The sequence below is a fragment of the Cupriavidus sp. KK10 genome (genome assembly GCF_018223725.1).
In the GTDB taxonomy this organism is placed as follows: domain Bacteria; phylum Pseudomonadota; class Gammaproteobacteria; order Burkholderiales; family Burkholderiaceae; genus Cupriavidus; species Cupriavidus necator.
Map to the genome: position 1 here is coordinate 5,040,262 of NZ_CP073677.1, position 22,887 is coordinate 5,063,148.

Annotated in this window: 17 protein-coding genes; 1 reads left to right on the forward strand and 16 read right to left on the reverse strand. The window is 65.5% G+C overall.

Annotated features, from left to right (window positions below; translation table 11 throughout):
- Positions 1–12: 12 nt before the first annotated feature.
- The 12 genes from ccoN to ugpB form a co-directional block, all read right to left on the reverse strand.
- A complete protein-coding gene (gene ccoN, locus KB879_RS23500) occupies positions 13–1,461 on the reverse strand; it encodes a cytochrome-c oxidase, cbb3-type subunit I (protein ID WP_013957182.1) in 1,449 nt (482 codons plus the stop codon).
- A gap of 155 nt (positions 1,462–1,616) precedes the next feature.
- Positions 1,617–1,763, reverse strand: a complete 147-nt coding sequence (gene ccoS / locus KB879_RS23505) for a cbb3-type cytochrome oxidase assembly protein CcoS (protein WP_010809469.1) — start codon at positions 1,761–1,763, stop codon at positions 1,617–1,619.
- A gap of 3 nt (positions 1,764–1,766) precedes the next feature.
- Positions 1,767–4,337, reverse strand: coding sequence for a heavy metal translocating P-type ATPase (locus KB879_RS23510; protein WP_153953622.1), 2,571 nt, complete (start codon positions 4,335–4,337; stop codon positions 1,767–1,769).
- A 105-nt stretch (positions 4,338–4,442) separates the two neighbouring features.
- Positions 4,443–5,540 carry a cell division protein ZapE gene (gene zapE, locus KB879_RS23515; RefSeq protein ID WP_013957184.1) on the reverse strand — a complete coding sequence of 366 codons (1,098 nt, stop codon included), beginning with the start codon at positions 5,538–5,540 and terminating at the stop codon, positions 4,443–4,445.
- 90 nt (positions 5,541–5,630) lie between these two features.
- Entirely contained in the window at positions 5,631–7,055 is a 1,425-nt protein-coding gene (lpdA, locus tag KB879_RS23520) for a dihydrolipoyl dehydrogenase (RefSeq protein WP_153953623.1), read from the reverse strand.
- Positions 7,056–7,157: 102 nt separating this feature from the next.
- Positions 7,158–8,417 carry a 2-oxoglutarate dehydrogenase complex dihydrolipoyllysine-residue succinyltransferase gene (gene odhB, locus KB879_RS23525; RefSeq protein ID WP_013957186.1) on the reverse strand — a complete coding sequence of 420 codons (1,260 nt, stop codon included), beginning with the start codon at positions 8,415–8,417 and terminating at the stop codon, positions 7,158–7,160.
- An 89-nt stretch (positions 8,418–8,506) separates the two neighbouring features.
- The gene (locus KB879_RS23530) at positions 8,507–11,359 is read right to left on the reverse strand and encodes a 2-oxoglutarate dehydrogenase E1 component (RefSeq protein ID WP_211979869.1); all 2,853 of its coding nucleotides are present in this window, start codon (positions 11,357–11,359) and stop codon (positions 8,507–8,509) included.
- Positions 11,360–11,688: 329 nt separating this feature from the next.
- A complete protein-coding gene (ugpQ, locus tag KB879_RS23535; protein WP_211979870.1) occupies positions 11,689–12,459 on the reverse strand; it encodes a glycerophosphodiester phosphodiesterase in 771 nt (256 codons plus the stop codon).
- Positions 12,460–12,461: 2 nt separating this feature from the next.
- On the reverse strand, positions 12,462–13,562 hold the full coding sequence (locus KB879_RS23540) for a sn-glycerol-3-phosphate import ATP-binding protein UgpC (RefSeq protein ID WP_013957189.1): 1,101 nt from the start codon (positions 13,560–13,562) through the stop codon (positions 12,462–12,464).
- 37 nt (positions 13,563–13,599) lie between these two features.
- Entirely contained in the window at positions 13,600–14,448 is an 849-nt protein-coding gene (gene ugpE / locus KB879_RS23545; RefSeq protein WP_013957190.1) for a sn-glycerol-3-phosphate ABC transporter permease UgpE, read from the reverse strand.
- A gap of 12 nt (positions 14,449–14,460) precedes the next feature.
- Complete coding sequence (gene ugpA, locus KB879_RS23550; RefSeq protein ID WP_013957191.1) at positions 14,461–15,342, reverse strand: sn-glycerol-3-phosphate ABC transporter permease UgpA; 882 nt, start codon at positions 15,340–15,342, stop codon at positions 14,461–14,463.
- A 153-nt stretch (positions 15,343–15,495) separates the two neighbouring features.
- Positions 15,496–16,812, reverse strand: a complete 1,317-nt coding sequence (ugpB, locus tag KB879_RS23555) for a sn-glycerol-3-phosphate ABC transporter substrate-binding protein UgpB (protein ID WP_013957192.1) — start codon at positions 16,810–16,812, stop codon at positions 15,496–15,498.
- Positions 16,813–17,007: 195 nt separating this feature from the next.
- Between ugpB and KB879_RS23560 the strand changes: the two genes are divergently transcribed.
- Positions 17,008–17,799 (forward strand): HAD-IIB family hydrolase, encoded by a 792-nt coding sequence (locus KB879_RS23560; RefSeq protein WP_013957193.1) that lies wholly within the window; start codon positions 17,008–17,010, stop codon positions 17,797–17,799.
- Positions 17,800–17,871: 72 nt separating this feature from the next.
- Here KB879_RS23560 and ntrC read toward each other — a convergent pair whose 3' ends face one another.
- The 4 genes from ntrC to KB879_RS23580 all read right to left on the reverse strand — a co-directional run bounded on the left by ntrC (position 17,872) and on the right by KB879_RS23580 (position 22,822).
- Positions 17,872–19,419 (reverse strand): nitrogen regulation protein NR(I), encoded by a 1,548-nt coding sequence (gene ntrC, locus KB879_RS23565; RefSeq protein WP_211979871.1) that lies wholly within the window; start codon positions 19,417–19,419, stop codon positions 17,872–17,874.
- A gap of 87 nt (positions 19,420–19,506) precedes the next feature.
- Positions 19,507–20,685 (reverse strand): nitrogen regulation protein NR(II), encoded by a 1,179-nt coding sequence (glnL, locus tag KB879_RS23570; protein WP_013957195.1) that lies wholly within the window; start codon positions 20,683–20,685, stop codon positions 19,507–19,509.
- A gap of 4 nt (positions 20,686–20,689) precedes the next feature.
- Positions 20,690–21,265 (reverse strand): DUF4124 domain-containing protein, encoded by a 576-nt coding sequence (locus KB879_RS23575; protein ID WP_211979872.1) that lies wholly within the window; start codon positions 21,263–21,265, stop codon positions 20,690–20,692.
- 141 nt (positions 21,266–21,406) lie between these two features.
- The gene (locus KB879_RS23580; protein ID WP_010809454.1) at positions 21,407–22,822 is read right to left on the reverse strand and encodes a 3-hydroxylaminophenol mutase; all 1,416 of its coding nucleotides are present in this window, start codon (positions 22,820–22,822) and stop codon (positions 21,407–21,409) included.
- Between the last annotated feature and the right edge of the window lie 65 nt (positions 22,823–22,887).

The window sequence follows — 22,887 nt, forward strand, 5'->3', positions numbered from 1 at the left end:
ATCCTGGATTGATCAGTGGGCAGAGGCAGGGATGCTGGCCGGGATCGGCGCATCCACGGCGGGCTTGCCGACGATGGTCTTGAGCACGTTGTAGGCCATCAGCAGCATGCCGGACAGGAAGCACAGGCCACCCAGCAAGCGAATCAGGTAGAACGGGTACTTGGCCTTGACCGCTTCGACGAAGGCATAGGTCAGCGTGCCGTCAGGCTGCGTGGCACGCCACATCAGGCCTTCCATCACCCCGGCGATCCACATCGAGGCGATATACAGCACCACGCCGATGGTCGCGATCCAGAAGTGCCACTCGATCAGCCGGACGCTGTACATCTGCTTCTCGCCGAACAGGCGCGGGATCAGGTAGTAGAGCGAGCCGATCGAGATCATCGCGACCCAGCCCAGCGCGCCCGAGTGCACGTGCCCGATGGTCCAGTCCGTGTAGTGCGAGAGCGCGTTGACGGTCTTGATCGACATCATCGAGCCTTCGAACGTGGCCATGCCGTAGAACGACAGCGCCACCACCAGGAACTTCAGGATGGGGTCGGTGCGCAGCTTGTGCCAGGCCCCCGACAGGGTCATGATGCCGTTGATCATGCCGCCCCACGACGGCGCCAGCAGGATCAGCGAGAACACCATGCCCAGCGACTGCGCCCAGTCCGGCAGCGCGGTGTACTGAAGGTGGTGCGGGCCGGCCCACATGTAGGTGAAGTTCAGCGCCCAGAAGTGAACGATGGACAGGCGGTAGGAGTAGATCGGGCGCTCGGCCTGCTTGGGAATGAAGTAGTACATCATCCCCAGGAAGCTGGTGGTCAGGAAGAAGCCCACGGCGTTATGGCCGTACCACCACTGGATCATCGCGTCCTGCACGCCGGCATAGGCCGAGTAGGACTTCCACAGCGACACCGGCATCTCGATGTTGTTGACGATATGCAGCAGCGCGATGGTCAGGATGTAGGCGCCGAAGAACCAGTTGGCGACGTAGATATGCCGGGTCTTGCGCTTGACGATGGTGCCGAAGAACACGATCGCGTAGGCCACCCAGACCGCGGTGATCAGCAGGTCGATCGGCCATTCCAGTTCGGCGTATTCCTTGGAGCTGGTGATCCCCAGCGGCAGCGTGATGGCGGCGGCGACGATGACCAGTTGCCAGCCCCAGAACGTGAACGCGGCCAGCGGGCCGCAGAACAGGCGCGCCTGGCAGGTGCGCTGGACCACGTAGTACGAGGTCGCGAACAGCGCGCTGCCGCCGAAGGCGAAGATCACCGCATTGGTATGCAGCGGCCGCAGCCGGCCAAACGACAGCCAGGGTGTGTTGAAGTTGAGTTCGGGCCAGATCAGCTGTGCTGCCAGCAGCACGCCGACGGCCATGCCGACGATCCCCCAGACTACCGTCATGACAGCGAACTGTCTTACGACGCCGTAATTGAAGGTGTCGACGCGTGAAGACGCGGCAGTGACATCCATTCAGACCCCCAAAGCTTAGAGAAGAGAAAAAACCTACTGACAGTGTGACTTTAGAAAAACCATGCTGCGTGTGCGTTGATCTTTATCAAGTCGCTCAGGGCATGCATGGAACCTGCGTGCGGGGCCCCGGTCGGAGGGCGCGTCGCCCGGCGGGTTCAGGGCTTGTCGTTGTCCAGCAGGATCGATTCGGCGGGCCGGTCCAGGTCGTCGTACTGCCCGGCATGTAGGGCCCACCACAGCGCGCCCGCGATGACCACGACAAGCACCAGGCTCATCGGCACCAGCAGGTAAAGCGTTTCCATCAGTCAGACTCCCTTGTGCCGCGGCTTGCCGGCGCTCAGCAGGCGCCAGGCATTGGCCACCACCAGCAACGACGACAACGACATGCCGATGCCGGCCATCCAGGCCGTGACCAGCCCCGTCGCTGCGAGCGGGATGGCCACCACGTTGTAGAAGAAGGCCCAGCCCAGGTTCTGGCGCACCACCCGGCGCGTCTGGCGCGACACCGCCAACGCGGTGGCAATCTCGGCCACGCCGCCGTGCGTCAGCACCGCGTCCGCGCCGGCCTGGGCCAGGGGCGCGCCGCTGCCGATGGCGATCGACACCTGGGCCTGCGCCAGCACCGGCGCATCGTTGATGCCATCGCCCACGGCCAGCACCACCGCCCCGCCCTGCTGCAGCCGCGCTACATAGTCGCGCTTGCCTTCCGGGGTGACCGCGCCGGCCACGCAAGCTATGCCGAAGTGCGATGCCCACCAGTGGACCGCATCGGCGTGATCGCCCGATACCAGGTGGCAGCGCACGCCCAGTTCGTGCAGCCGCGCGAGCAGCTGCGGCGTCTGCGCCCGCTCGACATCGGCCAGGACGAAGCGCGCCAGCGGGCCCGCTGGCGCGCCCAGCCACACCACGGTGGCGCCAGGATGATCTGCGTCGCTGCGCCCGGTGTCCGGCGCCTGGCCGCTGTCGGGCCCCAGCGCCGCGACAAAGTCGGCGCGGCCAAGCCGCAGGCGTCGGCCATCGACGATCGCCTCGAGGCCCTGGCCCGGGATGTTGCGCATGTCGGACACCTGGAGCGGCATGCCGGCGCTGCCCTGTGCCGCGGCCACCAGTGCGCGCGCGATCGGATGTTCACCACCGCGCTCCATCGCGGCGGCCAGTGCCAGGCATCGGACCCGGTCGGCGTCAGCCAGCGGCTCGACCGCGGCCACGGCAAAGCGGCCTTCGGTCAGCGTGCCGGTCTTGTCGAGTACCACGTCGGTGACACGCGCCAGCGTCTCCAGCGCGTGGCCGCGTGTCAGCAGCACGCCGCGGCGCGACAGCGCCGCACCGGCCGCGGCCAGTGCGGCCGGCGTGGCCAGCGACAAGGCGCACGGGCAACTGACCACCAACACTGCAATCGTCACCAGCAAGGCGCGCGACGGATCAATCCAGACGCCCCACACCAGCCCGGTCAGCGCCGCCAGCACCAGCAGCGTCGCCACGAACCAGCCTGCGACGCGGTCGGCCAGCGTGGCCAGGCGCGGCTTTTCAGCCAGCGCGCGGTCCAGCACGGCGACGATCTCGGCCAGGCGGGTGCCGGCGCCGACGCGCGTGATCCGCAGTTCGAGCGGGCTTGCCGTATTGAAGCTGCCGGCCAGCACGGTCTCGCCTGCGGCGCGGCGCACCGGGCGGCTCTCGCCGGTCAGCATGGATTCATCGAGTTCGCTCGCGCCCGCCTCCACCGCGCCATCGGCAGGAACGATCTCGCCGGCCTTGACGCGGATGAGATCGCCCGCGCGCAGGCGCGCGACCGGGACACGCTCGCCGGCGGCACCGGTGGCGGCCAGCCGCTCGCAGGTGGCCGGCAACTGGCGCGCCAGCATCTCGGCGCCGCTGCGCGAGGCCTGGCGCACGCGCAGTTCCAGGTAGCGGGCCAGCAGCAGGAAGGCGACGAACATCGTCACCGAATCGAAATACACCTCGCCCACGCCGCGCACCGTGGCCAGCGCGCTGGCGGCGAAGCCGGCGCCGATGCCAATCGCCACCGGCACGTCCATGCCCATATGGCGCTGGCGCAGGCTGCGCCAGGCACCGGCAAAGATCGGCGAGGCGGCATAGAGCACAACCGGCAGCGTCAGGGCGAAGCTGGCCCAGCGCATCAGTTGAAGCTGGCCAGGGTCGATGGTGGCCTCATGGGTGTAGATCGGCCACGCATACATCATGACCTGCATCATGCCCAGCATGGCCACGGCCATGCGCATCAGCAGCCCGCGGCGCGCGCGGCGGTCCTGCTGGTCGGTGCGCGAGACCTCAAACGGCCAGGCCATGTAGCCGATGCCGGCCAGCGCGGCCAGCAACCCCGCCACCGTCTGGGCGCCATCGCGCCAGCGCACTACCACGCGCCGCGTGGCGACATTGGCGACCGCGGACTCCACGCCCGGCTGGCGACTCAGGTGCTGTTCGATCAGCCACGCGCAGGCGGCGCAGCGGATGTTCTCGGGCGCCAGCGTGATCTCGGCGCGGCCGCCGTCAAGCGGGCGGACAAACTGGGAGCGCAGCTCAGGAGTGTCGTAGGCGGCCCAGATCGGCTCGGCCTCGCGCCGGGCGTCGTCGTCGATGGGGCGGGCGAAGCGGGCTTCATCCCCATACAGGTGGGCAAAGCCGGCCGCATGGAGGGTCTGCGCCAGTGCCTGGCAACCGCCGCAGCAGAACACCCGGCGGCTGCCGTCCAGCTCGGCGGCAAGCGGCTCGGTATCCGTGACAGGCAGGCCGCAATGGAAGCAGGCCAGCCGCGCACCGGCGCCGGACGCACCCGGGCCCGCGGCGTCACGGAGCGCGGCCGGCGGGTACGGTGCCAGCAAGCTGGCAGAAGGACTGGTGACTGGGGGCGACGACATGGGGACCTTTTTCTACCCAATGGAGGGTATATGCGGGTCCTCGAATCGACCTTGATATAGGTCAATGCGGCCCGGCTATTGTCGCGCCGGGCCGGAAAACAACGCTCAGGTGAGCGTGGTATCCATGGTGCGGCGCTCGGATTCCAGGTATTCGCGCGATTGCATCTCGATGATGCGCGATACGGTCCGATGGAACTCATTGGCCATCTGGCCTTCGGTGTAGAGTTCGTCCGCGGGCACTTCCGCCGACATCAGCAGCTTGACCTTGTGGTCGTAGAAGACATCGATCAGCCAGGTGAAGCGGCGTGCCTCGGACGACATGCGCGGCGTCATGCGCGGCACGTCGGACAGGATCACGGTATGGAACTGGGACGCCAGTTCCAGGTAGTCGTTCTGCGAGCGCGGGCCGCCGCACAGCGTGGCAAAGTCGAACCACACCACGCCGTTGGCCTTGCGCAGCGCACGCAGCTCGCGGTGCTCGATATGCAGCAGCGGCGACTCGTCGGCCACGCCAGCGATCGAGGTGAAGGCGTCGCGCAGCGCGGAACTCGCCTTGGCGCCGAGCGGCGTGTGGTACGCCTGCACCTGCTCCAGCGCGCGCTTGCGATAGTCGATGCCAGCGTCGACGTTGAGCACGTCGAGCTTCTGCTGCAGCAGCGCGATGGCCGGCAGCACGCGGTCTCGGTGCAGGCCATCCGGATACAGCAGGTCCGGGCGGTAGTTGGAAGTCATCACGAACTGCACGCCGTTCTCGAACATCTGCTGCAGCAGGCGATGCAGGATCATCGCGTCGGCGACGTCGCTGACGTGGAACTCATCGAAGCAGATCAGCCGGAAGCGGCGCGCGATGCGTTTGGCCAGCTCATCCAGCGGATCGGGACGGCCGCGCAGCTCTTCGAGCTGGCGATGAACCTCGCGCATGAACTCGTGGAAATGCAGCCGAGTCTTGCGCACCACCGGCACGCAGGTATAGAAGCTGTCCATCAGGAAGGACTTGCCGCGCCCCACCCCACCCCACAAGTAGACGCCCTTGGGCACGTCGGGACGGACCAGCAGCTTCTTCAGGGCATTGTTGCGGCGGCTCTTGTAGGCCACCCATTCGTCGTAGCACTGCTGCAGCCGGGCCACGGCGCGCAATTGCGCTTCGTCGGACTGGTAGCCGCGCTCCTTCAGTTCCTTCTCGTAGTACTCGGTGACGTTCATGCTGACGGGTTCCTGCGGCACGGGCCGCAAGTGAAAACGGCGCGCCGCGGATGCGGCGCGCCGGTACTCAGGCAATGCGAAGCATGCGCCTTACATATTAAGCTGACGCTTGTCGACGGCCAGCGCGGCTTCGCGCATGACTTCCGACATCGACGGGTGCGGATGGCAGACGCGGCCGATATCCTCGCTGGCGGCCTTGAACTCCATCGCCACCACGGCTTCGGCGATCAGGTCCGAGGCGTTGGCGGCGACGATGTGCACGCCCAGGATCTCATCGGTCTTGGCGTCGGCCAGCATCTTGACGAAGCCGTCGGCGTGGCCCATGCCCAGCGCACGGCCGTTGGCCATGAACGGGAACTGGCCGGCCTTGTACTCGCGGCCTTCGGCCTTGAGCTGGGCTTCGGTCTTGCCTACCCATGCGATTTCCGGGAAGGTGTAGATCACCCACGGAACGCAGTTGTAGTCGATGTGCGGCTTCTGGCCGGCGATGCGCTCGGCCACGGCCACGCCTTCGTCCTCGGCCTTGTGCGCCAGCATCGGGCCGCGCACCACGTCGCCGATGGCCCACAGGCCCGGCACCTTGGTGGCGCAGTGGTCGTCCACCTCGATGAAGCCGCGCTGGTCCGCGGCCAGGCCGACGGCGTCCAGGCCCAGGTTGTCGGTATTGGGCACGCGGCCGACCGACACGATCAGGCGATCGACTTCCAGGGTCTGGGCCTTGCCGTCTTTGTCGGTGTACTTGACGGTCACGCCGTTCTTGCTGGTCGTCACTTCGTTGACGTTCACGCCGAGGCTGAACTTCAGGCCCTGCTTGGTCAGCTGCTTCTGCGCCTCCTTGGCCACGCCTTCGTCGGCGGCGCCCAGGAATGCGGGCAGCGCTTCCAGCACGGTCACATCGGAACCCAGGCGGCGCCACACCGAGCCCAGCTCCAGGCCGATCACGCCGGCGCCGATCACGCCCAGCTTCTTCGGCACTGCGGGGAACTTGAGCGCGCCCTCGTTATCGCTGACCAGGTCGTTGTCGACCTTGATGCCCGGCAGGTGGCGAGCCTTCGAGCCAGTGGCGATGATGACCTGCTTGGCGGTCACGACTTCACCGGCAACGTCGACCTGGAAGCCTTCGGCGGTCTTGCCGACGAACTTGCCGTAGCCCTTGAGCAGCGTCACCTTGTTCTTGCGGAACAGGAACTCGATGCCCTTGGTCATCTTGCCGACGATGTCGTCCTTGCGCTTGAGCATCTTGGCCACGTCGACCTTGACGTCGCCCACGGTGATGCCGTGGTCGCCCAGGTGGTGCTGGACGTTCTCGAACTCTTCCGAGGAAGCCAGCAGCGCCTTGGAGGGGATGCAGCCCACGTTCAGGCAGGTGCCGCCCAGGCGGGCTTCGCCCTTGGGATCGTCATACGGATTGCCTTCGCAGCAGGCCACGTTCAGGCCCAGCTGGCCGGCACGGATGGCGGCAATGTAGCCGCCGGGGCCGGCGCCGATCACCAGCACGTCGAATTGTTTGCTCATGGGAATTCCTTTGTGGGCGCCGGCGACAGCTTGTGCCGGCGCGCCTTCATCACGGGGGAAGCGCGCCCCGCGCACGGCAGACGTGCGCGGGGGGACCGTTTTTTACAGGTCCAGCAGCAGGCGGGCCGGATCTTCCAGCGCGTCCTTCATGGCGACCAGGCCCAGGACAGCTTCACGGCCGTCGATGATGCGGTGGTCATACGACATCGCCAGGTAGTTCATCGGGCGGATCACGATCTGGCCGTCTTCCACCACCGGGCGGTCCTTGGTGGCGTGCACGCCCAGGATGGCCGATTGCGGCGGGTTGATGATCGGGGTCGACAGCATCGAGCCGAACACGCCGCCGTTGGAGATCGAGAACGTACCGCCGGTCAGTTCTTCCAGCGACAGCTTGCCGTCACGGGCCTTGACGCCGAACTCGGCAATCTTCTTCTCGATGTCGGCCAGGCTCATCTGGTCGGCATTGCGCAGGATGGGCACCACCAGGCCGCGCGGCGAGCCCACCGCGATGCCGATGTCGAAGTAGCCGTGGTAGACGATGTCGTTGCCGTCGATCGAAGCGTTGATCAGCGGGAACTTTTTCAGCGCGTGCACCGCGGCCTTGACGAAGAACGACATGAAGCCCAGCTTGACGCCGTGTTCCTTCTCGAAGCGGTCCTTGTACTTGTTGCGCAGGTCCATCACCGGCTTCATGTTCACTTCATTGAAGGTGGTGAGGATGGCGTTGGTCGATTGCGATTGCAGCAGGCGCTCGGCGATACGGGCGCGCAGGCGGCTCATCGGCACACGCTCTTCCGGGCGGTCGCCCAGCGCGGCGAAGTCAACCGGGGCCGAAACCTGCTGCAGCGCCGGCTTGGCGGCGGCCGGAGCCGGAGCAGCCTTGGCGGCCGGGGCGGCCGGAGCAGCAGCAGCGGCCAGCGCGTCACCCTTGGTGATGCGGCCGTCCTTGCCGGTGCCGGCAACCTGGCCAGCCGACAGGCCGGCTTCTGCCATCAGCTTGGCAGCCGACGGCATCGCCACACCACCTGCGGCTGCCGGAGCGGCGGCAGCAGCGGCCGGTGCCGGGGCAGCGGCGGCAGGTGCCGGAGCGGCAGCAGCCGGTGCGGCGGCGCCAGCGGTGGCTTCGGTGTCGATCTTCGCGATGATCTCATCGGCCACGACGGTGTCGCCGTCGTTCTTGACGATAATCGACAGGACGCCTGCCGACGGGGCCGGCACTTCCAGCACGACCTTGTCGGTTTCAATCTCGATCAGGATTTCGTCCTGTGCAACAGCCTCGCCCGGCTTCTTCTTCCAGTTGAGCATGGTCGCTTCGGCGACCGATTCGGAGAGCTGCGGAACCTTGACGTCAACGATAGCCATGGTTGTGAATTCCTCGTGTTATGCGTGTTGTCTTTATGCTGGCTATGCCACGGCGGCCGTCTGCGCGCGCCGCCGTGGCTGCCGCTTGATTACTTGGTCAGAACAAAGCCCTTGAGCTTGGCGAAGGCAGCATCCAGCAGCGCCTTCTGTTGCTCGTTGTGCTTTGCGTAGTAGCCCACTGCCGGCGAAGCCGAAGCGGGACGACCGGCATAACCGAGCTTCTGGCCATCCGTCATGTTTTCCATGATGTAGTGCTGCACGAAGAACCAGGCACCCTGGTTCTGCGGCTCGTCCTGGCACCACACGATTTCGGTGGCGTTCGGATACTTCTTGAGCTCTGCTGCCACGGCCTTGTGCGGGAACGGATACAGCTGTTCCAGGCGGATGACCGCCGTATCGTTGGCCTCGCGTTCCTTGCGCGTGTTGACCAGGTCGTAGTAGACCTTGCCCGAGCACATGATGATGCGCTTGACCTTACTGGCGTTGAGCTCTTCGTGGTCAGGGATGACCGTCTCGAAGTGGCCCTTGGCCAGGTCCGACAGCGGCGACACGGCGTCCTTGTTACGCAGCAGCGACTTCGGCGTCATGATCACCAGCGGCTTGCGGAACAGACGGATCATCTGGCGGCGCAGCAGGTGGAAGATCTGGGCCGGCGTGGTCGGCTGGCAGACCTGCATGTTGTGGTCCGCGCAAAGCTGCAGGAAGCGCTCGATACGGGCCGAGCTGTGTTCCGGGCCCTGGCCTTCGTAGCCGTGCGGCAGCATCAGGGTCAGGCCCGAGGCACGGCCCCACTTCACTTCACCCGACGAGATGAACTGGTCGATCACCACCTGGGCGCCGTTGACGAAGTCGCCGAACTGGGCTTCCCAGATCACCAGCGCGTTCGGTTCGGCGGCCGAGTAGCCGTATTCGAAGCCGAGCACGGCTTCTTCGGACAGCACCGAGTCGATCACCGTGAACGGTGCCTGGTTTTCCGACACGTTCTGCAGCGGCACATAGCTGCCGGCATCCCAGCGCTCGCGGGCCTGGTCGTGCAGCACGGCGTGGCGGTGGGTGAAGGTGCCGCGGCCGGCGTCCTGACCGGTGATGCGCACGGGATAGCCCGACGACACCAGCGAGGCGAAGGCCAGGTGCTCACCCATGCCCCAGTCCAGCGGCTGGTCGCCGCGGCCCATGTTGGCGCGGTCCTTGACGACCTTTTCCACCAGCGGGTGCAGCTTCAGCGTCTCAGGCGTGGTGGTGATGCGTTCGGCCAGGCGCTTCAGTTCGGTCACCGGCACGGCAGTGTCGGCGGCGTCGGTCCACTTGCGGTTCAGGAACGGCATCCAGTCCACGGCGAACTTGTTCTTGAAGTTCGACAGGACAGGGTCGGCGGTGTGCTTGCCGGCGTCCATCGCGGCGCGGTATTCCTTGACCTTCTCGTCGCCGAACTCGGCCGGGACCAGGTTCTGCGCGGCCAGCTTGTCGGCGTACAGCCTGCGCGTGCCGGGGTGCTGGGCGATCTTCTTGTACATCAGCGGCTGCGTGACCGCCGGGGTGTCCTGCTCGTTGTGGCCCAGCTTGCGGAAGCAGATGATGTCGACCACGACATCCTTCTTGAACTCCATGCGGAAGTCCACGGCCAGCTGCATGGCGTACACCACGGCTTCGGGATCGTCGCCGTTCACGTGCAGCACCGGGGCCTCGATCATCTTGACCACGTCCGTGCAGTACAGCGTCGAACGCGCGTCGCGCGGGTCGGAGGTGGTGAAGCCGATCTGGTTGTTGATGACGATGTGCATCGAGCCGCCCGTGCCGTAGCCGCGGGTCTGCGCGAGGTTCAGCGTCTCCATCACCACGCCCTGGCCGGCAAAGGCCGCGTCGCCGTGCACCTGCACCGGCAGCACTTCCTTGTGGCCGACTTCGCCGCGGCGTTCCTGGCGGGCCTTGGCCGAGCCTTCGACCACCGGGTTGACGATTTCGAGGTGCGACGGGTTGAACGCCAGCGACAGGTGGACCGGGCCGCCTTCGGTCGAGACATCGCTCGAGAAGCCCTTGTGGTACTTGACGTCACCGGCCGGCAGGTCGTCGACGTGCTTGCCTTCGAATTCGGCGAACAGGTCGGCGGGCATCTTGCCCAGGGTGTTGACCAGCACGTTTAGGCGGCCGCGGTGGGCCATACCGATCACGATTTCCTGCACGCCCTTGCTGCCGGCGTGCTGGATCAGCTCGTCCATGGCGGCGATGAAGCTTTCGCCGCCTTCGAGCGAGAAGCGCTTCTGGCCGACGTACTTGGTGTGCAGGAAGCGCTCCAGGCCTTCAGCCGCGGTCAGGCGGTCCAGGATGTGCTTCTTCTTTTCCAGCGTGAACACCGGCTTGGAACGCGTGGTTTCCAGGCGCTCCTGCCACCAGCGCTTCTGCGCCTGGTCGCTCACGTACATGAATTCGAAACCGATGGTGCCGCAGTAGGTTTCGCGCAGGTTGTTGAGCAGCTCGCGCAGGCTCATCGACTCCTTGCCAAAGTAGGTGTTGCTGGCATTGAAGACGATGTCGAGGTCGGCTTCGGAGAAACCGTAGAACGCCGGGTCCAGATCCGGCAGGGGCGGACGCTCCTGGCGCTTGAGCGGATCCAGGTCGGCCCAGTGCGAACCGATGTTGCGGTAGGCGGCGATCAGCTGGGTGGCAGCGACGCGCTTGCGGCCCATGTCGGAATCGGCCGAGGCAACGATGGTCTTGATGGGGCCTTGCTTGGCGCGCTCGGCGAACGAGGCAACGATGGGGGCGTGGGGGATATCCCGGGCGCTAGTGCCGTCGACCGCAGGAACATTCTGCATGGCGTCGAAATACGCGCGCCAATTGTCGGGAACCGAGGCGGGGTTCTGGAGGTAGGCTTCGTACAGTTCTTCGACATACGGGGCGTTACCGCCGAAGAGGTACGAGTTGCTCTGGTACTGCTGCATCATGGGACGCTCACTATTCTCCGGGAATGCCGGAGTTCAGCGGGTTATTCAACCTTCCGCGACACGGCTTGACCGGTTAGCGGATCGCAAACAACTCTTGGGAGCCCAACTGAGGCGCCTACGCAAACGGCACCGCACGGGTGCCGCATGTGATGGCTTTCTCACAAGGCCCGAAAGGGCAAGTTGTGCGGGGAAGGACCTAAAGTCTTCACGGCGGTAAGAATAGCATGAATTGCCCTGGATCAATGTGGACTTTTCGCGATACGAAACAGCCACCCGCGACAATTCGATGCGCAATCAGCAAATTAACAACATCCGCACAACAATTTGCATCAAGGCGCGATCTGGTCGACGGCGTCGGTGATCAGCCCGTCCAGGCCCCAGGCCAGCAACTGCTCGGCACGCTCCGGGTCATTGACCGTGTAGCTGAGGACCTTGAAGCCGGCAGCATGCGCGTCGGCAATCACCTTGGCATTGAGCACACGGTGGTTGGCATCCAGCGCCACGCAATCGAGCTCGCGCAGCCGGTCCAGCCAGTCCACCGGCAGCTTGTCGAGCAGCAGCGCCCTCGGCAGGTCCGGCGCTACCCGGCGCGCCGCCGCCAGCGAGTCTTCGGAGAAGGACGACAGCAACGGGGGCACTGGCGCGCCGCGCCACAGGCTCTGTGCGTCCAGCGCCACGGCTGCGCCGGTCAACGTCTCCCGGCCCGGAACGGGCTTGATCTCGATATTGATGCAATACCCGTTGGCACAGGTGTAGCGTGCGATCGCCCTGAGTGTCGGCACGGGTTCGCCCGCAAAGGTGGCGCTGTGCCAGCTGCCGGCGTCCAGCTGCGCCACTTCGCCCAGGGTCAGGCTGTCCACCCGACCGCTGCCGGAGGTGGTGCGGTCCAGCGTGGCGTCATGCATCAGCACCGGCTTGCCGTCAGCCGTCAGCTTCACGTCGAATTCGAACATCCGGTAACCGAAGGACGCGCCGTGGCGAAAGGCCGCCAGCGTATTCTCCGGCGCCAGCTTGCCCGCGCCACGGTGCGCGATATGGCGCGGATACGGCCAGTTGTCGGTGGTCACCGCGCCTGGCCAGGTTGTCTGTTCGTCTGCCATGATCAGGCCTCGATGCGCTTGCCCGTGTCGGGCGCAAAGAAATGCAGGTGCTCTGCCGACGACGTCACCGGCAGGCGGTCGCCGGCGCGCACGTGCGCATGGCTGTCCAGCCGCACCACCACCGCCTGTCCGCCGAGCGAACCATAGGCGAAGGAATCCGCGCCGAGCGCCTCGACCACGCGCACATCGACTTCGGCGATGGCCTCATGCGCGGCGCACGGCTCGATATGCTCCGGGCGCAGTCCCAGCAGTGCCTGCTCCGGCAGGTGCAGCCCCATCGGCAGGTGCCCCAGCGTGGCCTTGGCGGCCTCGCCCTCCTTCGCCACCACGCGCATCTGCGCGCTGGTGTCGCCGCCGGCGTTGCGTGCCACCGGGATCAGGTTCATCGGCGGCGAGCCGATAAAGCCCGCCACGAAGGTGCTGGCCGGACGCGAATAGACGTCCAGCGGCGTGCCGATCTGCTCGACGCGTCCGGCGTTGAGCACCATCATGCGGTCGGCCAGCGTCATCGCCTCGACCTGGTCGTGCGTGACGTACAGGCTGGTGGTGCCCAGGCGCCGGTGCAGCTCCTTCAGTTCCAGCCGCATCTGCACGCGCAGCTTGGCGTCCAGGTTGGACAACGGCTCATCGAACAGGAACACCGCCGGCTCGCGCACGATGGCGCGGCCCATGGCCACGCGCTGGCGCTGCCCGCCCGACAGCTGGCGCGGTTTGCGGTCCAGCAGCGGCGCCAGCTCCAGGATGCCGGCGGCATGGTTCACCCGCTGCGCGATCTCGGCCTTGGCCATGCCGCGGATCTTCAGGCCGTAGGCCATGTTGTCGTACACGCTCATATGCGGATAGAGCGCGTAGTTCTGGAACACCATGGCGATGTCCCGCTCGGCCGGCTCCAGACTATTGACGACCTTGTCGCCGATATGGATCTCGCCGCCGGTGATGGTTTCCAGCCCCGCCACCATGCGCAGCAGCGTGGACTTGCCGCAGCCCGAGGGGCCGACGATAACGATGAACTCGCCGTCGGCGATCTCCATGTCGATGCCGTGCACCACCTTGACGTTGCCGGCGTAGGTTTTCTGTACGTTGCGTAGCGACAGTTTTGCCATTGCTGTTGTCCTGCGTGCGCGCGTGGCGCGCCACGCCTTATTTTTCCGTTTCGACCAGGCCCTTGACGAACCACTTCTGCATCAGCACCACCACCACTGCGGGCGGGATCATCGCCAGCATCACCGTGGCCATCACCAGGTTCCAGTCAGTGGCGGCATCGCCCGAGCGCGAGATCATCTGCGTCACGCCCACCACCACCGGCGTCATCGACTTCTGCGTGGTGATCAGCAGCGGCCACAGGTACTGGTTCCAGCCGTAGATGAACTGGATCACGAAGAGCGCGGCGATGCTGGTGCGCGACAGCGGCAGCACCACGTCCCAGAAGAAGCGCAGTGGCCCGGCGCCGTCGATGCGCGCGGCCTCGGCCAGTTCGTCCGGAATGGTCAGGAAGAACTGGCGGAACAGGAAGGTGGCGGTGGCCGACGCGATGATCGGGATGGTCAGGCCGAAGTAGCTGTCGAGCATGCCGAGGTCCGACACCACCTTGTAGGTCGGCAGGATCCGCACCTCCACCGGCAGCATCAGCGTGATGAAGATCAGCCAGAAGAAGGTCTTGCGCAGCGGGAACTTGAAATAGACGATGGCAAAGGCCGAGATGATCGAGATGGCGATCTTCCCGAGCGCAATGCCCAGCGCCATGATCAGGCTGTTCTTCATCATGGTCGAGACCGGCGATGCGGCCTCGCCCACGCCCTGGAACAGCACGGTGCGATAGTTCTCGATCAGGTGGCTGCCGGGGATCAGCGTCATCGGTGCGTCCAGCACCTCTTCCGCGGTCAGCGTGGACGCGACGAAGGTCAGGTACACCGGGAACACCACGATCACGATGCCCAGGATCAGCACGGCGTGGCTCAGGAAATCAAGGAAGGGGCGACGTTCTACCATGTGCTGTCTCCGTCAGTACTGGACCTTGCGTTCCACGTAGCGGAACTGCACCACGGTCAGCGCAATCACGATCACCATCAGCACCACCGACTGCGCGGCCGAGCCCCCGATGTCCATGCCGCGGAAGCCGTCATGGAAGACCTTGTAGACCAGCGTGTTGGTCGAATTGAACGGGCCGCCGTGGGTGACCGCGTCGATGATCGCGAAGGTATCGAAGAACGCGTAGACCACGTTGATCACCATCAGGAAGAAGGTGGTCGGCGACAGCAGCGGGAACACGATCGACCAGAATCGGCGCCACGGGCCGGCGCCGTCGATGGCGGCGGCCTCGATCAGCGAGCGCGGGATGCTCTGCAGCCCGGCCAGGAAGAACAGGAAATTGTAGCTGATCTGCTTCCAGGCGGCGGCCAGCACCACCAGCAGCAATGCCTGGTCGCCGTTGAGCAGGAAGTTCCATTCCACGCCGAGCTTGCGCAGCGCAAAGGAGACCACGCCCAGCGTCGGGTTGAACATGAACATCCACAACACGCCGGCCACGGCCGGCGCCACCGCATACGGCCAGATCAGCAGCGTCTTGTAGCCGACGGCGCCGCGGATGATGCGGTCGGCAAAATAGGCCAGCAGGAGCGCGGTAGTCAGGCCCACCACGGTCACGCCCACGGCAAAGATGGCGGTGGTCTGGAACGACTCCACGTACAGCGGGTCGTTCCACAGCATGCGGAAGTTGTCCAGGCCGACGAACTCCAGGTTGATGCCGAAGGCATCCTGCTGCAGCATCGACTGGTACAACGCCTGCCCGGCGGGCAGGAAGAAGAAGATCAGCGTGATTGCGATCTGCGGCAAGACCAGCAGATATGGCAGCCACGGCGAACGGAAAACGACGCGTTTTTCCATAAACGGATTCCGGCGAATGCTGCGGGTCGCGGCATCGGACTAGGTACGGAGTTGCGGGCGGTCCCGATCGGTGCGACGGGGCCGTCCACAATGCAAGCGGGCGGAGGTTTCGCCACCGCCCGCTTGTCACATCAGCTTGCTGGCAATACCGGCTTACTCGCGGGCTGTCTTCTGGAAGCGCTCCAGCAGATCATTGCCGCGGGCCACGGCCGAGTCCAGCGCCGCCTTGGGCTCCTTCTTGCCGGCCCAGACGGCTTCCAGCTCTTCGTCCACCACGGTGCGGATCTGCACCATATTGCCCAGGCGCACGCCGCGCGACTTGTCTGTGGTCTTGACCACCATCTGCTGCACCGACACATCGGCACCCGGGTTCTTGTCGTAGTAGCCCGACTTCTTCGTCATCTCGTAGGCGGCCATCGTCACCGGCAGGTAGCCGGTGGCCTGGTGCCAGTCAGACTGGATCTCGGGGCGCGACAGGAAATTGAAGAACTTGGCCACGCCCTTGTACTCGTCGGGCTTCTTGCCGCCCATCACCCACAGCGAAGCGCCGCCGATGATGGTGTTCTGCGGGGCACCCTGCACCTCCGGGTAATACGGCAGTTGCGCCACCGCGAACGCGAACTTGGCGTTCTTGCGGATATTGGCCAGCGATGCCGACGAGCCGGTGAACATCGCGCACTCGCCGTTGTAGAACTTGGCCTGCGACTCGGCCTTGCGCCCGCCGTAGCTGAAGTAGCCCTTCTTCACCATGTCCTGCAGGTTGGTGATGTGCTTGACGTGCAGCGGGCTGTTGAAGAGCAGGCGCGTATCGGTGCCGCCGAAGCCGTTGTTCTTGGTCGCGTACAGGGTGTTGTGCCAGGCCGAGAAGCTCTCCAGGTGGACCCAGCCCTGCCAGTCGGTGGTATAGGCGCAGTTGCTGCCCGAGGCCTTGAGCTTGGCCGAGTACTGCATCACCTCGGGCCAGGTCTTGGGCGGCTTTTCCGGATCCAGGCCGGCCTTCTTGAAGGCGTCCTTGTTGTAGTAGAACACCGTGGTCGAGCTGTTGAACGGGAACGACAGCATCTCGCCCTTGGACGAGGTGTAGTAGCCCGCCACCGCCGGGATATAGGCCTTCTGGTCGAACTTCTCGCCGGCGTCCTTCATCACCGCCGAGACCGGCTTGATCGCACCCTTCGCGCTCATCATGGTAGCGGTGCCGACCTCGAACACTTGCAGGATCGCCGGCGCGCCACCGGCGCGGAACGCGGCGATGCCCGCGGCCATGGTCTCGTCGTAGTTGCCCTTGTTGACCGGCACGATCTTGTAGTCGGACTGGCTGGCGTTGAACTTGTTGGCGATCTCGTTCACCTTGTCGTTCAGCGCGCCCTGCATGGCGTGCCACCACTGGATTTCTACGGCGGCGTGGGCGCTGCCGGCCCCGGTCAGGGCTGCCAGCGCTGCGAGTTTGAGCACGGTACGGGAAAAGGACATCGGTGGCTCTCCTTTGGTCTGTCTGTTCCGGTCGGTCGAAAATCCGACAGCATGTGATTCTTTTATGACAGCGGCATGTTACGCCTGTCGCACCTGCGCAAGCAAATCAGCAGATTCACCAGTATGGCCAGTACTGTGAGTTTTGCAGTGCAATAAGAGCAATTAGCGCCAGATCCACGGTTACAATGGCCCGCCATGCAATCCCTGAACAAGCTCTCTAAAACGGCGTTGCGCAACGTGCGCGGCGTGCTGACCGACATCGACGGCACCCTGACCACCGACGGCCGCCTGCCGGCCTCGACCTACTTGGCGCTCGACGGCCTGCACCGCGCGGGCCTGCACGTGATCCCGGTCACCGGGCGCTGCATCGCCTGGGCCGAGATCCTGACCCGGCTTTGGCCGGTCGACGCCATCATCGGCGAGAACGGTGCGTTCTACGCGCACCTGCACAAGGGCCGCCTGCAGACCCGTTTCCTGGACGATGCCCCCACGCGCGCACGCAACCTGGAGCGCATCCACGCGCTGGGCCAGCGCATCGTGCGCGAAGTGCCGGGCTGCGCGCTGGCCTCGGACCAGGCCTGGCATGCCGCCGACCTGGCCATCGACCATGCCGAGGATGTCGCGCCGTTGCCTGAAGACGCCGTGGCCCGCATCGCCGCCATCATGCGCGAGGCCGGCATGACCGCCACCGTCAGCTCGATCCATGTCAACGGCTGGTTCGGCCTGCACGACAAGCTGTCGATGAGCAAGCTGTGCGTGGCCGAACTGCTGGGCGAAGACGTGGACGCGCGCCGCGACGAATGGCTTTTTATCGGCGACTCGGCCAACGATGCCAGCATGTTCGCCCACTTTCCGCTGTCGGTTGGCGTGGCCAATGTGCGCGACATCCTGCCGCAGCTGCCGGTGCCGCCGGCCTATATCACCGCAGCGGCCGGTGGCGAGGGCTTTGCCGAGATGGCGCAGCGGCTGGTCGAAGCGCGCGGCTAAATACGTCACGCAAAACAAAAAACCGGCCGGGAAAGTCCCGGCCGGTTTTTTTGTCGCCTGCCCTGCCCTGGCTCAGTCGAACCCCAGCTCCTGCAGCTTGCGCGTGATGGTATTGCGCCCGATCCCGAGCCGGGTCGCCGCCTCGACGCGGCGCCCGCGCGTGACACCCAGCGCGGCCTCCAGCACCGCCTTCTCGAAGCGGCGCGTCAGCACATCCATGACCTCCGGCTGGCCGGCTTCGAGCATCGCCCGTGCCTCGCCAGCAAGCAGGCCTTCCCAGCCGGCCGAGGCCGGGGCCGGGACCACCGTCGCCACGGACGCGGGCCGGACCGCGGTGGCCGTGTCGGCCTCTGCCACCGTCGCCGCGTACCCGCCGTAGTCGGCCAGGTCAGGCGCGCTTTCATACTCGGGCGCGCGCACTTCGGCAACGCGCTCAGGCCGCGCCGCATTGACCGGCTCGCTGGCGCCGGCCTCCAGCATCTCGCGCGGCAGGTCCTTGACCTCGATGGTCTGCGCCGGCGCCATCACGGTCAGCCAGTTGCACAGGTTTTCCAGCTGGCGCACGTTGCCGGGGAACGGCAGCGTGCTGACATAGACCAGCGCTTCGTCAGACATGCGCTTGGGCTCGACGCCCAGTTCCTTGGCGCTCTTCTGCAGGAAATGACGCGCCAGCAGCGTGATGTCCTCCGGGCGTTCGCGCAGCGGCGGCAGGCGCAGCCGGATCACGTTCAGGCGGTGGAACAAGTCCTCGCGGAACAGCCCTTCCTTGACGCGCAGCTCCAGATTCTGGTGCGTGGCGGCAATCACGCGCACATTGGCGCGCAAGGGGTTGTGGCCGCCGACGCGATAGAAATTGCCATCGGACAGCACGCGCAGCAGGCGCGTCTGCAGGTCGAACGGCATGTCGCCGATTTCATCCAGGAACAGCGTGCCGCCCTCGGCCTGCTCGAAGCGGCCGCGCCGCATGGTCTGCGCGCCGGTGAACGCGCCGCGCTCATGGCCGAACAGCTCGGATTCGAGCAGGTCCTTGGGGATGGCTGCGGTATTGAGCGCGATAAAGGGCCCGTTGGCGCGCGGGCTGTGCTTGTGCAGCGCGCGTGCGACCAGTTCCTTGCCGGTGCCGGACTCGCCGGTGATCATCACCGTCACGTTGGACTGCGAGAGCCGGCCGATGGCGCGGAACACGTCCTGCATCGCCGGCGCCTGGCCGAGGATCTCGGGCGCATCGACCAGGCGGTCGTCCAATTCTTCCTCGCGCAGACTTTCTTCCAGCGCGCGGCGGATCAGCTCGACCGCCTTGTCGACATCGAAAGGCTTGGCCAGGTATTCGAAGGCGCCGCCCTGGAACGCAGCCACGGCGCTGTCCAGGTCCGAGTAGGCCGTCATCACGATGACCGGCAGGCCCGGATGCCGCGCCTTGATGGCCTGCAGCAGGTCCAGGCCCGATCCTCCGGGCATGCGGATATCCGATATCAGCACCTGCGGCTGGTCGTCTTCCAGCGCGGCCAGCGCATCCCGCACATTGGTGAAGCTGCGCGAGAGCAGGCTTTCACGGGCAAGGGCCTTTTCCAGGACCCAGCGGATTGATTGATCGTCGTCGACTATCCAGATCGGCTTCATGTGCGTCGCTTGTCTGCTCGGTGTCATTTGGTCTTCCGCATGCCCGGCCACGGCGGGTGCACCATCGCTCGCGGACGCCAGCAAAAGCTAGTGCAGTGGCAGCAGGATGCGGAAGTCGGTACAGCCCGGCCTGCTCTCGCATTCGATCAAGCCCTCGTGCTGCTGCACGAAGGTTTGAGCGAGTGTGAGACCGAGTCCGCTGCCGCCATCCCTGCCCGATACCAGCGGATAGAAGATGCGTTCGCGGATGTCTTCGGGGATTCCCGGGCCGTTGTCGATGACATGCAAGTCCAATGCCAGCTTGAACAGACGCTTGGCAATCGTGACCTGGCGCGCCACGCGCGTGCGCAGCACGATCTGCGCATCGCCGCGCGCCATGCGGTCGGCCAGCGCCTGCGCGGCGTTGTGCACGATGTTGAGCACGGCCTGGATCAGTTGCTCCATGTCACCCTGCAGCTCGGGCAGGCTGGCGTCGTAGTCGCGCACGATCTCCAGCCCGTTGGGAAACTCCGCCAGCACCACCGAGCGCACGCGCTCCAGCACTTCGTGGATATTCAGGCTCGATACGATATGCGGATGCCGGTGCGGCTCCAGCAGCCGGTCCACCAGCGTCTGCAGCCGGTCCGATTCCTTGATGATGACCTGCGTGTATTCGCGCAGCGAGCGCTCCGGCAGCTCGAACTCCAGCAGCTGCGCCGCGCCGCGGATGCCGCCCAGCGGGTTCTTGATCTCGTGGGCTAGGTTGCGGATCAGTTCCTTGTTGGCCGAGGTCAGGTCCAGGATGCGCTCTTCGCGTTCGCTGCGCACCTTCTGTTCATTGGGCAGGATCTCCACCACCACGGTGTCGCCCACCGCTTCCAGCACGGCGATCACCACGTGCACATGGGCCGGCTCCTGCAGCGGCGGGTGCAGGATCAGGTCCTGCCGGCGTACGTCGAACTGCCGCGTGACCACCGTGTCGATCATGCTGTGCAGCTCATCGGAACGCCCGAACAGGTCAGGCAGCGTCAGCTCCACCATGCCCTTGCGCGACACGCCGAAGGTGGCTTCAGCCGCCGGGTTCGCAAAGACCACGCGCAGCCCCGGCTGCCGCACCAGCAGCACCGGGTTGGCCACCACGTCCAGGCCGGCATGGAGCGCCACGGCGCCCATGGTCAGCACCTGGGCGCTGCCTTCGGCCGGTGCCGCGTCGGCCGCTGGCGATTCGCCACGGGCGCCGTCGGCACCGCTGACCTTGCGTGACACTCCGCGAATCAGGCGACGCATAAGACTAGTCCTTCAAATTGCCAAGCTCGCGTCGCAGCGACGCCGCATTGGCCTCGCTGCGGGCGATGTCGTCGCGCAGCGCCGCCGTGCGATCGAGGTATTTCTGATAGTTGCGCTCATTGCCCTGGCGCTCCGGCTGACCGTTGTTGTACTCGGCGCGCAGCCCCTGCAGCTTGGCCTCTTCGGCCTGCAGCTCCTGCGCGAGCACCGCGCGGCGCTCGCCGTCGCGGCTCTTCTGCGTGGCGCTGTCCACGCGCGGGAAGCTGGTGCCACCAGCCGCCGCGCCGGCCGCGCTGCCAGCGCCCTTGGCCGGCGCAGCGATGCGCCCGCCCGGGACCGTCACCACCTCCGGCAGGTTCAGCTTCTTGCAGCCCTTGCCGGCGTTGCCATTGCGATACTCGGGCACGCCATTGGGCCCGGTGCAGACATAGACGTCCGAGGACTGCGCGGAAGACTGCCCGGCCCATGTGCCCAGCGTCAGCGCCACGGCACTCACCAGAACAGGGAATCCGATACGAAATTGGTGCAGAGATCGGGGCAAGGTCAGGGTCCGGCGAGCCGTGCGTGAAGAGGCGTCCATGAACATGGCGTTAGGTTTGAACGGGGGTGGAACACGATTCCCCATTCTAGCGAGCAAAGCAGAAAGGGGCAGCCGAAGCCGCCCCTTTCTAGTGCAACTGTTGCCCGGTCACAACCTGCGTCATTCCCGGGCAAGGGCCGCTTACAGCGAGTAGTACATCTCGAACTCGACCGGGTGCGTCGTCATGCGGAAACGCGTGACTTCTTCCATCTTCAGTTCGATGTAGGCATCGATCATCGAGTTCGAGAACACGCCGCCGCGGGTCAGGAACTCGCGGTCGTTGTCCAGGTACTCAAGCGCCTGGTCCAGGCTCGAGCACACGGTCGGGATCTTTGCATCCTCTTCCGGCGGCAGGTCGTACAGGTTCTTGTCGGCAGCTTCGCCCGGGTGGATCTTGTTCATCACGCCGTCCAGGCCGGCCATCAGCAGCGCCGAGAAGCCCAGGTACGGGTTCATCAGCGGATCCGGGAAGCGGGTCTCGATGCGGCGGCCCTTCGGGTTGGCGACATACGGGATGCGGATCGAAGCCGAGCGATTGCGGGCCGAGTAGGCCAGCTTCACCGGAGCCTCGAAGCCCGGCACCAGGCGCTTGTACGAGTTCGTGCCCGGGTTGGTGATGGCGTTCAGGGCGCGGGCGTGCTTGATGATGCCGCCGATGTAGTACAGCGCGAATTCCGACAGGCCGGCGTAGCCGTTGCCCGCGAACAGGTTCTGGCCGTCCTTCCACACGGACTGGTGCACGTGCATGCCCGAACCGTTGTCGCCAACGATCGGCTTCGGCATGAAGGTGGCGGTCTTGCCGTAGGTGTGGGCGACGTTCTGGATCACGTACTTCTGCATCTGGGTCCAGTCGGCGCGCTGCACCAGCGTGCTGAAACGGGTGCCGATTTCGTTCTGGCCCTGGCCAGCCACTTCGTGGTGGTGGACCTCAACGGGGATGCCCAGCGATTCCAGGATCAGGCACATTTCCGAACGCATGTCCTGGAAGGTGTCGATCGGGGCGACCGGGAAGTAGCCGCCCTTCTTGCCCGGACGGTGGCCGCTGTTGCCGTGCTCGAATTCCTTGGCCGACGACCACGGGGCTTCTTCGGAGTGGATCTTCACGAAGCAGCCTTGCATGTCGACGTTCCAGGTCACGCCGTCGAAGATGAAGAACTCGGGTTCCGGGCCAAAGAAGGCGGTGTCGCCCAGGCCGGTGCTCTTCAGGTAGGCTTCGGCGCGCTTGGCGATGGAACGCGGGTCGCGGTCATAGCCCTTGCCGTCCGACGGCTCGACCACGTCGCAGGACAGCACCAGCGTCGGCTCTTCGTAGAACGGGTCGATGTGGGCCGTGTTCGAATCGGGCATCAGCAGCATGTCCGAAGCTTCGATACCCTTCCAGCCGGCAATCGACGAACCATCGAAGGCGTGGCCGCTTTCGAACTTGTCTTCATCGAAGTGCGACACGGGCACGGACACGTGTTGCTCCTTGCCTTTGGTATCGGTGAAACGGAAATCGACGAACTTGACGTCGTTTTCCTTCACAAGCTTCATCACGTCTGCAACGCTGTGGGCCATGCCAATCTCCTGGATATTCGGCGGAAGTCTGAGAAAGCCAATTCTTGGGCCTGTCGTCACCGGCG

Coding starts and splice junctions, on each gene's coding strand:
- ccoN (WP_013957182.1), bottom strand. CDS start 1,461: ATGGATGTCACTGCCGCGTCTTCACGCGTCGACACCTTCAATTACGGC.
- ccoS (WP_010809469.1), bottom strand. CDS start 1,763: ATGGAAACGCTTTACCTGCTGGTGCCGATGAGCCTGGTGCTTGTCGTG.
- KB879_RS23510 (WP_153953622.1), bottom strand. CDS start 4,337: ATGTCGTCGCCCCCAGTCACCAGTCCTTCTGCCAGCTTGCTGGCACCG.
- zapE (WP_013957184.1), bottom strand. CDS start 5,540: ATGAACGTCACCGAGTACTACGAGAAGGAACTGAAGGAGCGCGGCTAC.
- lpdA (WP_153953623.1), bottom strand. CDS start 7,055: ATGAGCAAACAATTCGACGTGCTGGTGATCGGCGCCGGCCCCGGCGGC.
- odhB (WP_013957186.1), bottom strand. CDS start 8,417: ATGGCTATCGTTGACGTCAAGGTTCCGCAGCTCTCCGAATCGGTCGCC.
- KB879_RS23530 (WP_211979869.1), bottom strand. CDS start 11,359: ATGATGCAGCAGTACCAGAGCAACTCGTACCTCTTCGGCGGTAACGCC.
- ugpQ (WP_211979870.1), bottom strand. CDS start 12,459: ATGGCAGACGAACAGACAACCTGGCCAGGCGCGGTGACCACCGACAAC.
- KB879_RS23540 (WP_013957189.1), bottom strand. CDS start 13,562: ATGGCAAAACTGTCGCTACGCAACGTACAGAAAACCTACGCCGGCAAC.
- ugpE (WP_013957190.1), bottom strand. CDS start 14,448: ATGGTAGAACGTCGCCCCTTCCTTGATTTCCTGAGCCACGCCGTGCTG.
- ugpA (WP_013957191.1), bottom strand. CDS start 15,342: ATGGAAAAACGCGTCGTTTTCCGTTCGCCGTGGCTGCCATATCTGCTG.
- ugpB (WP_013957192.1), bottom strand. CDS start 16,812: ATGTCCTTTTCCCGTACCGTGCTCAAACTCGCAGCGCTGGCAGCCCTG.
- KB879_RS23560 (WP_013957193.1), top strand. CDS start 17,008: ATGCAATCCCTGAACAAGCTCTCTAAAACGGCGTTGCGCAACGTGCGC.
- ntrC (WP_211979871.1), bottom strand. CDS start 19,419: ATGAAGCCGATCTGGATAGTCGACGACGATCAATCAATCCGCTGGGTC.
- glnL (WP_013957195.1), bottom strand. CDS start 20,685: ATGCGTCGCCTGATTCGCGGAGTGTCACGCAAGGTCAGCGGTGCCGAC.
- KB879_RS23575 (WP_211979872.1), bottom strand. CDS start 21,265: ATGGACGCCTCTTCACGCACGGCTCGCCGGACCCTGACCTTGCCCCGA.
- KB879_RS23580 (WP_010809454.1), bottom strand. CDS start 22,822: ATGGCCCACAGCGTTGCAGACGTGATGAAGCTTGTGAAGGAAAACGAC.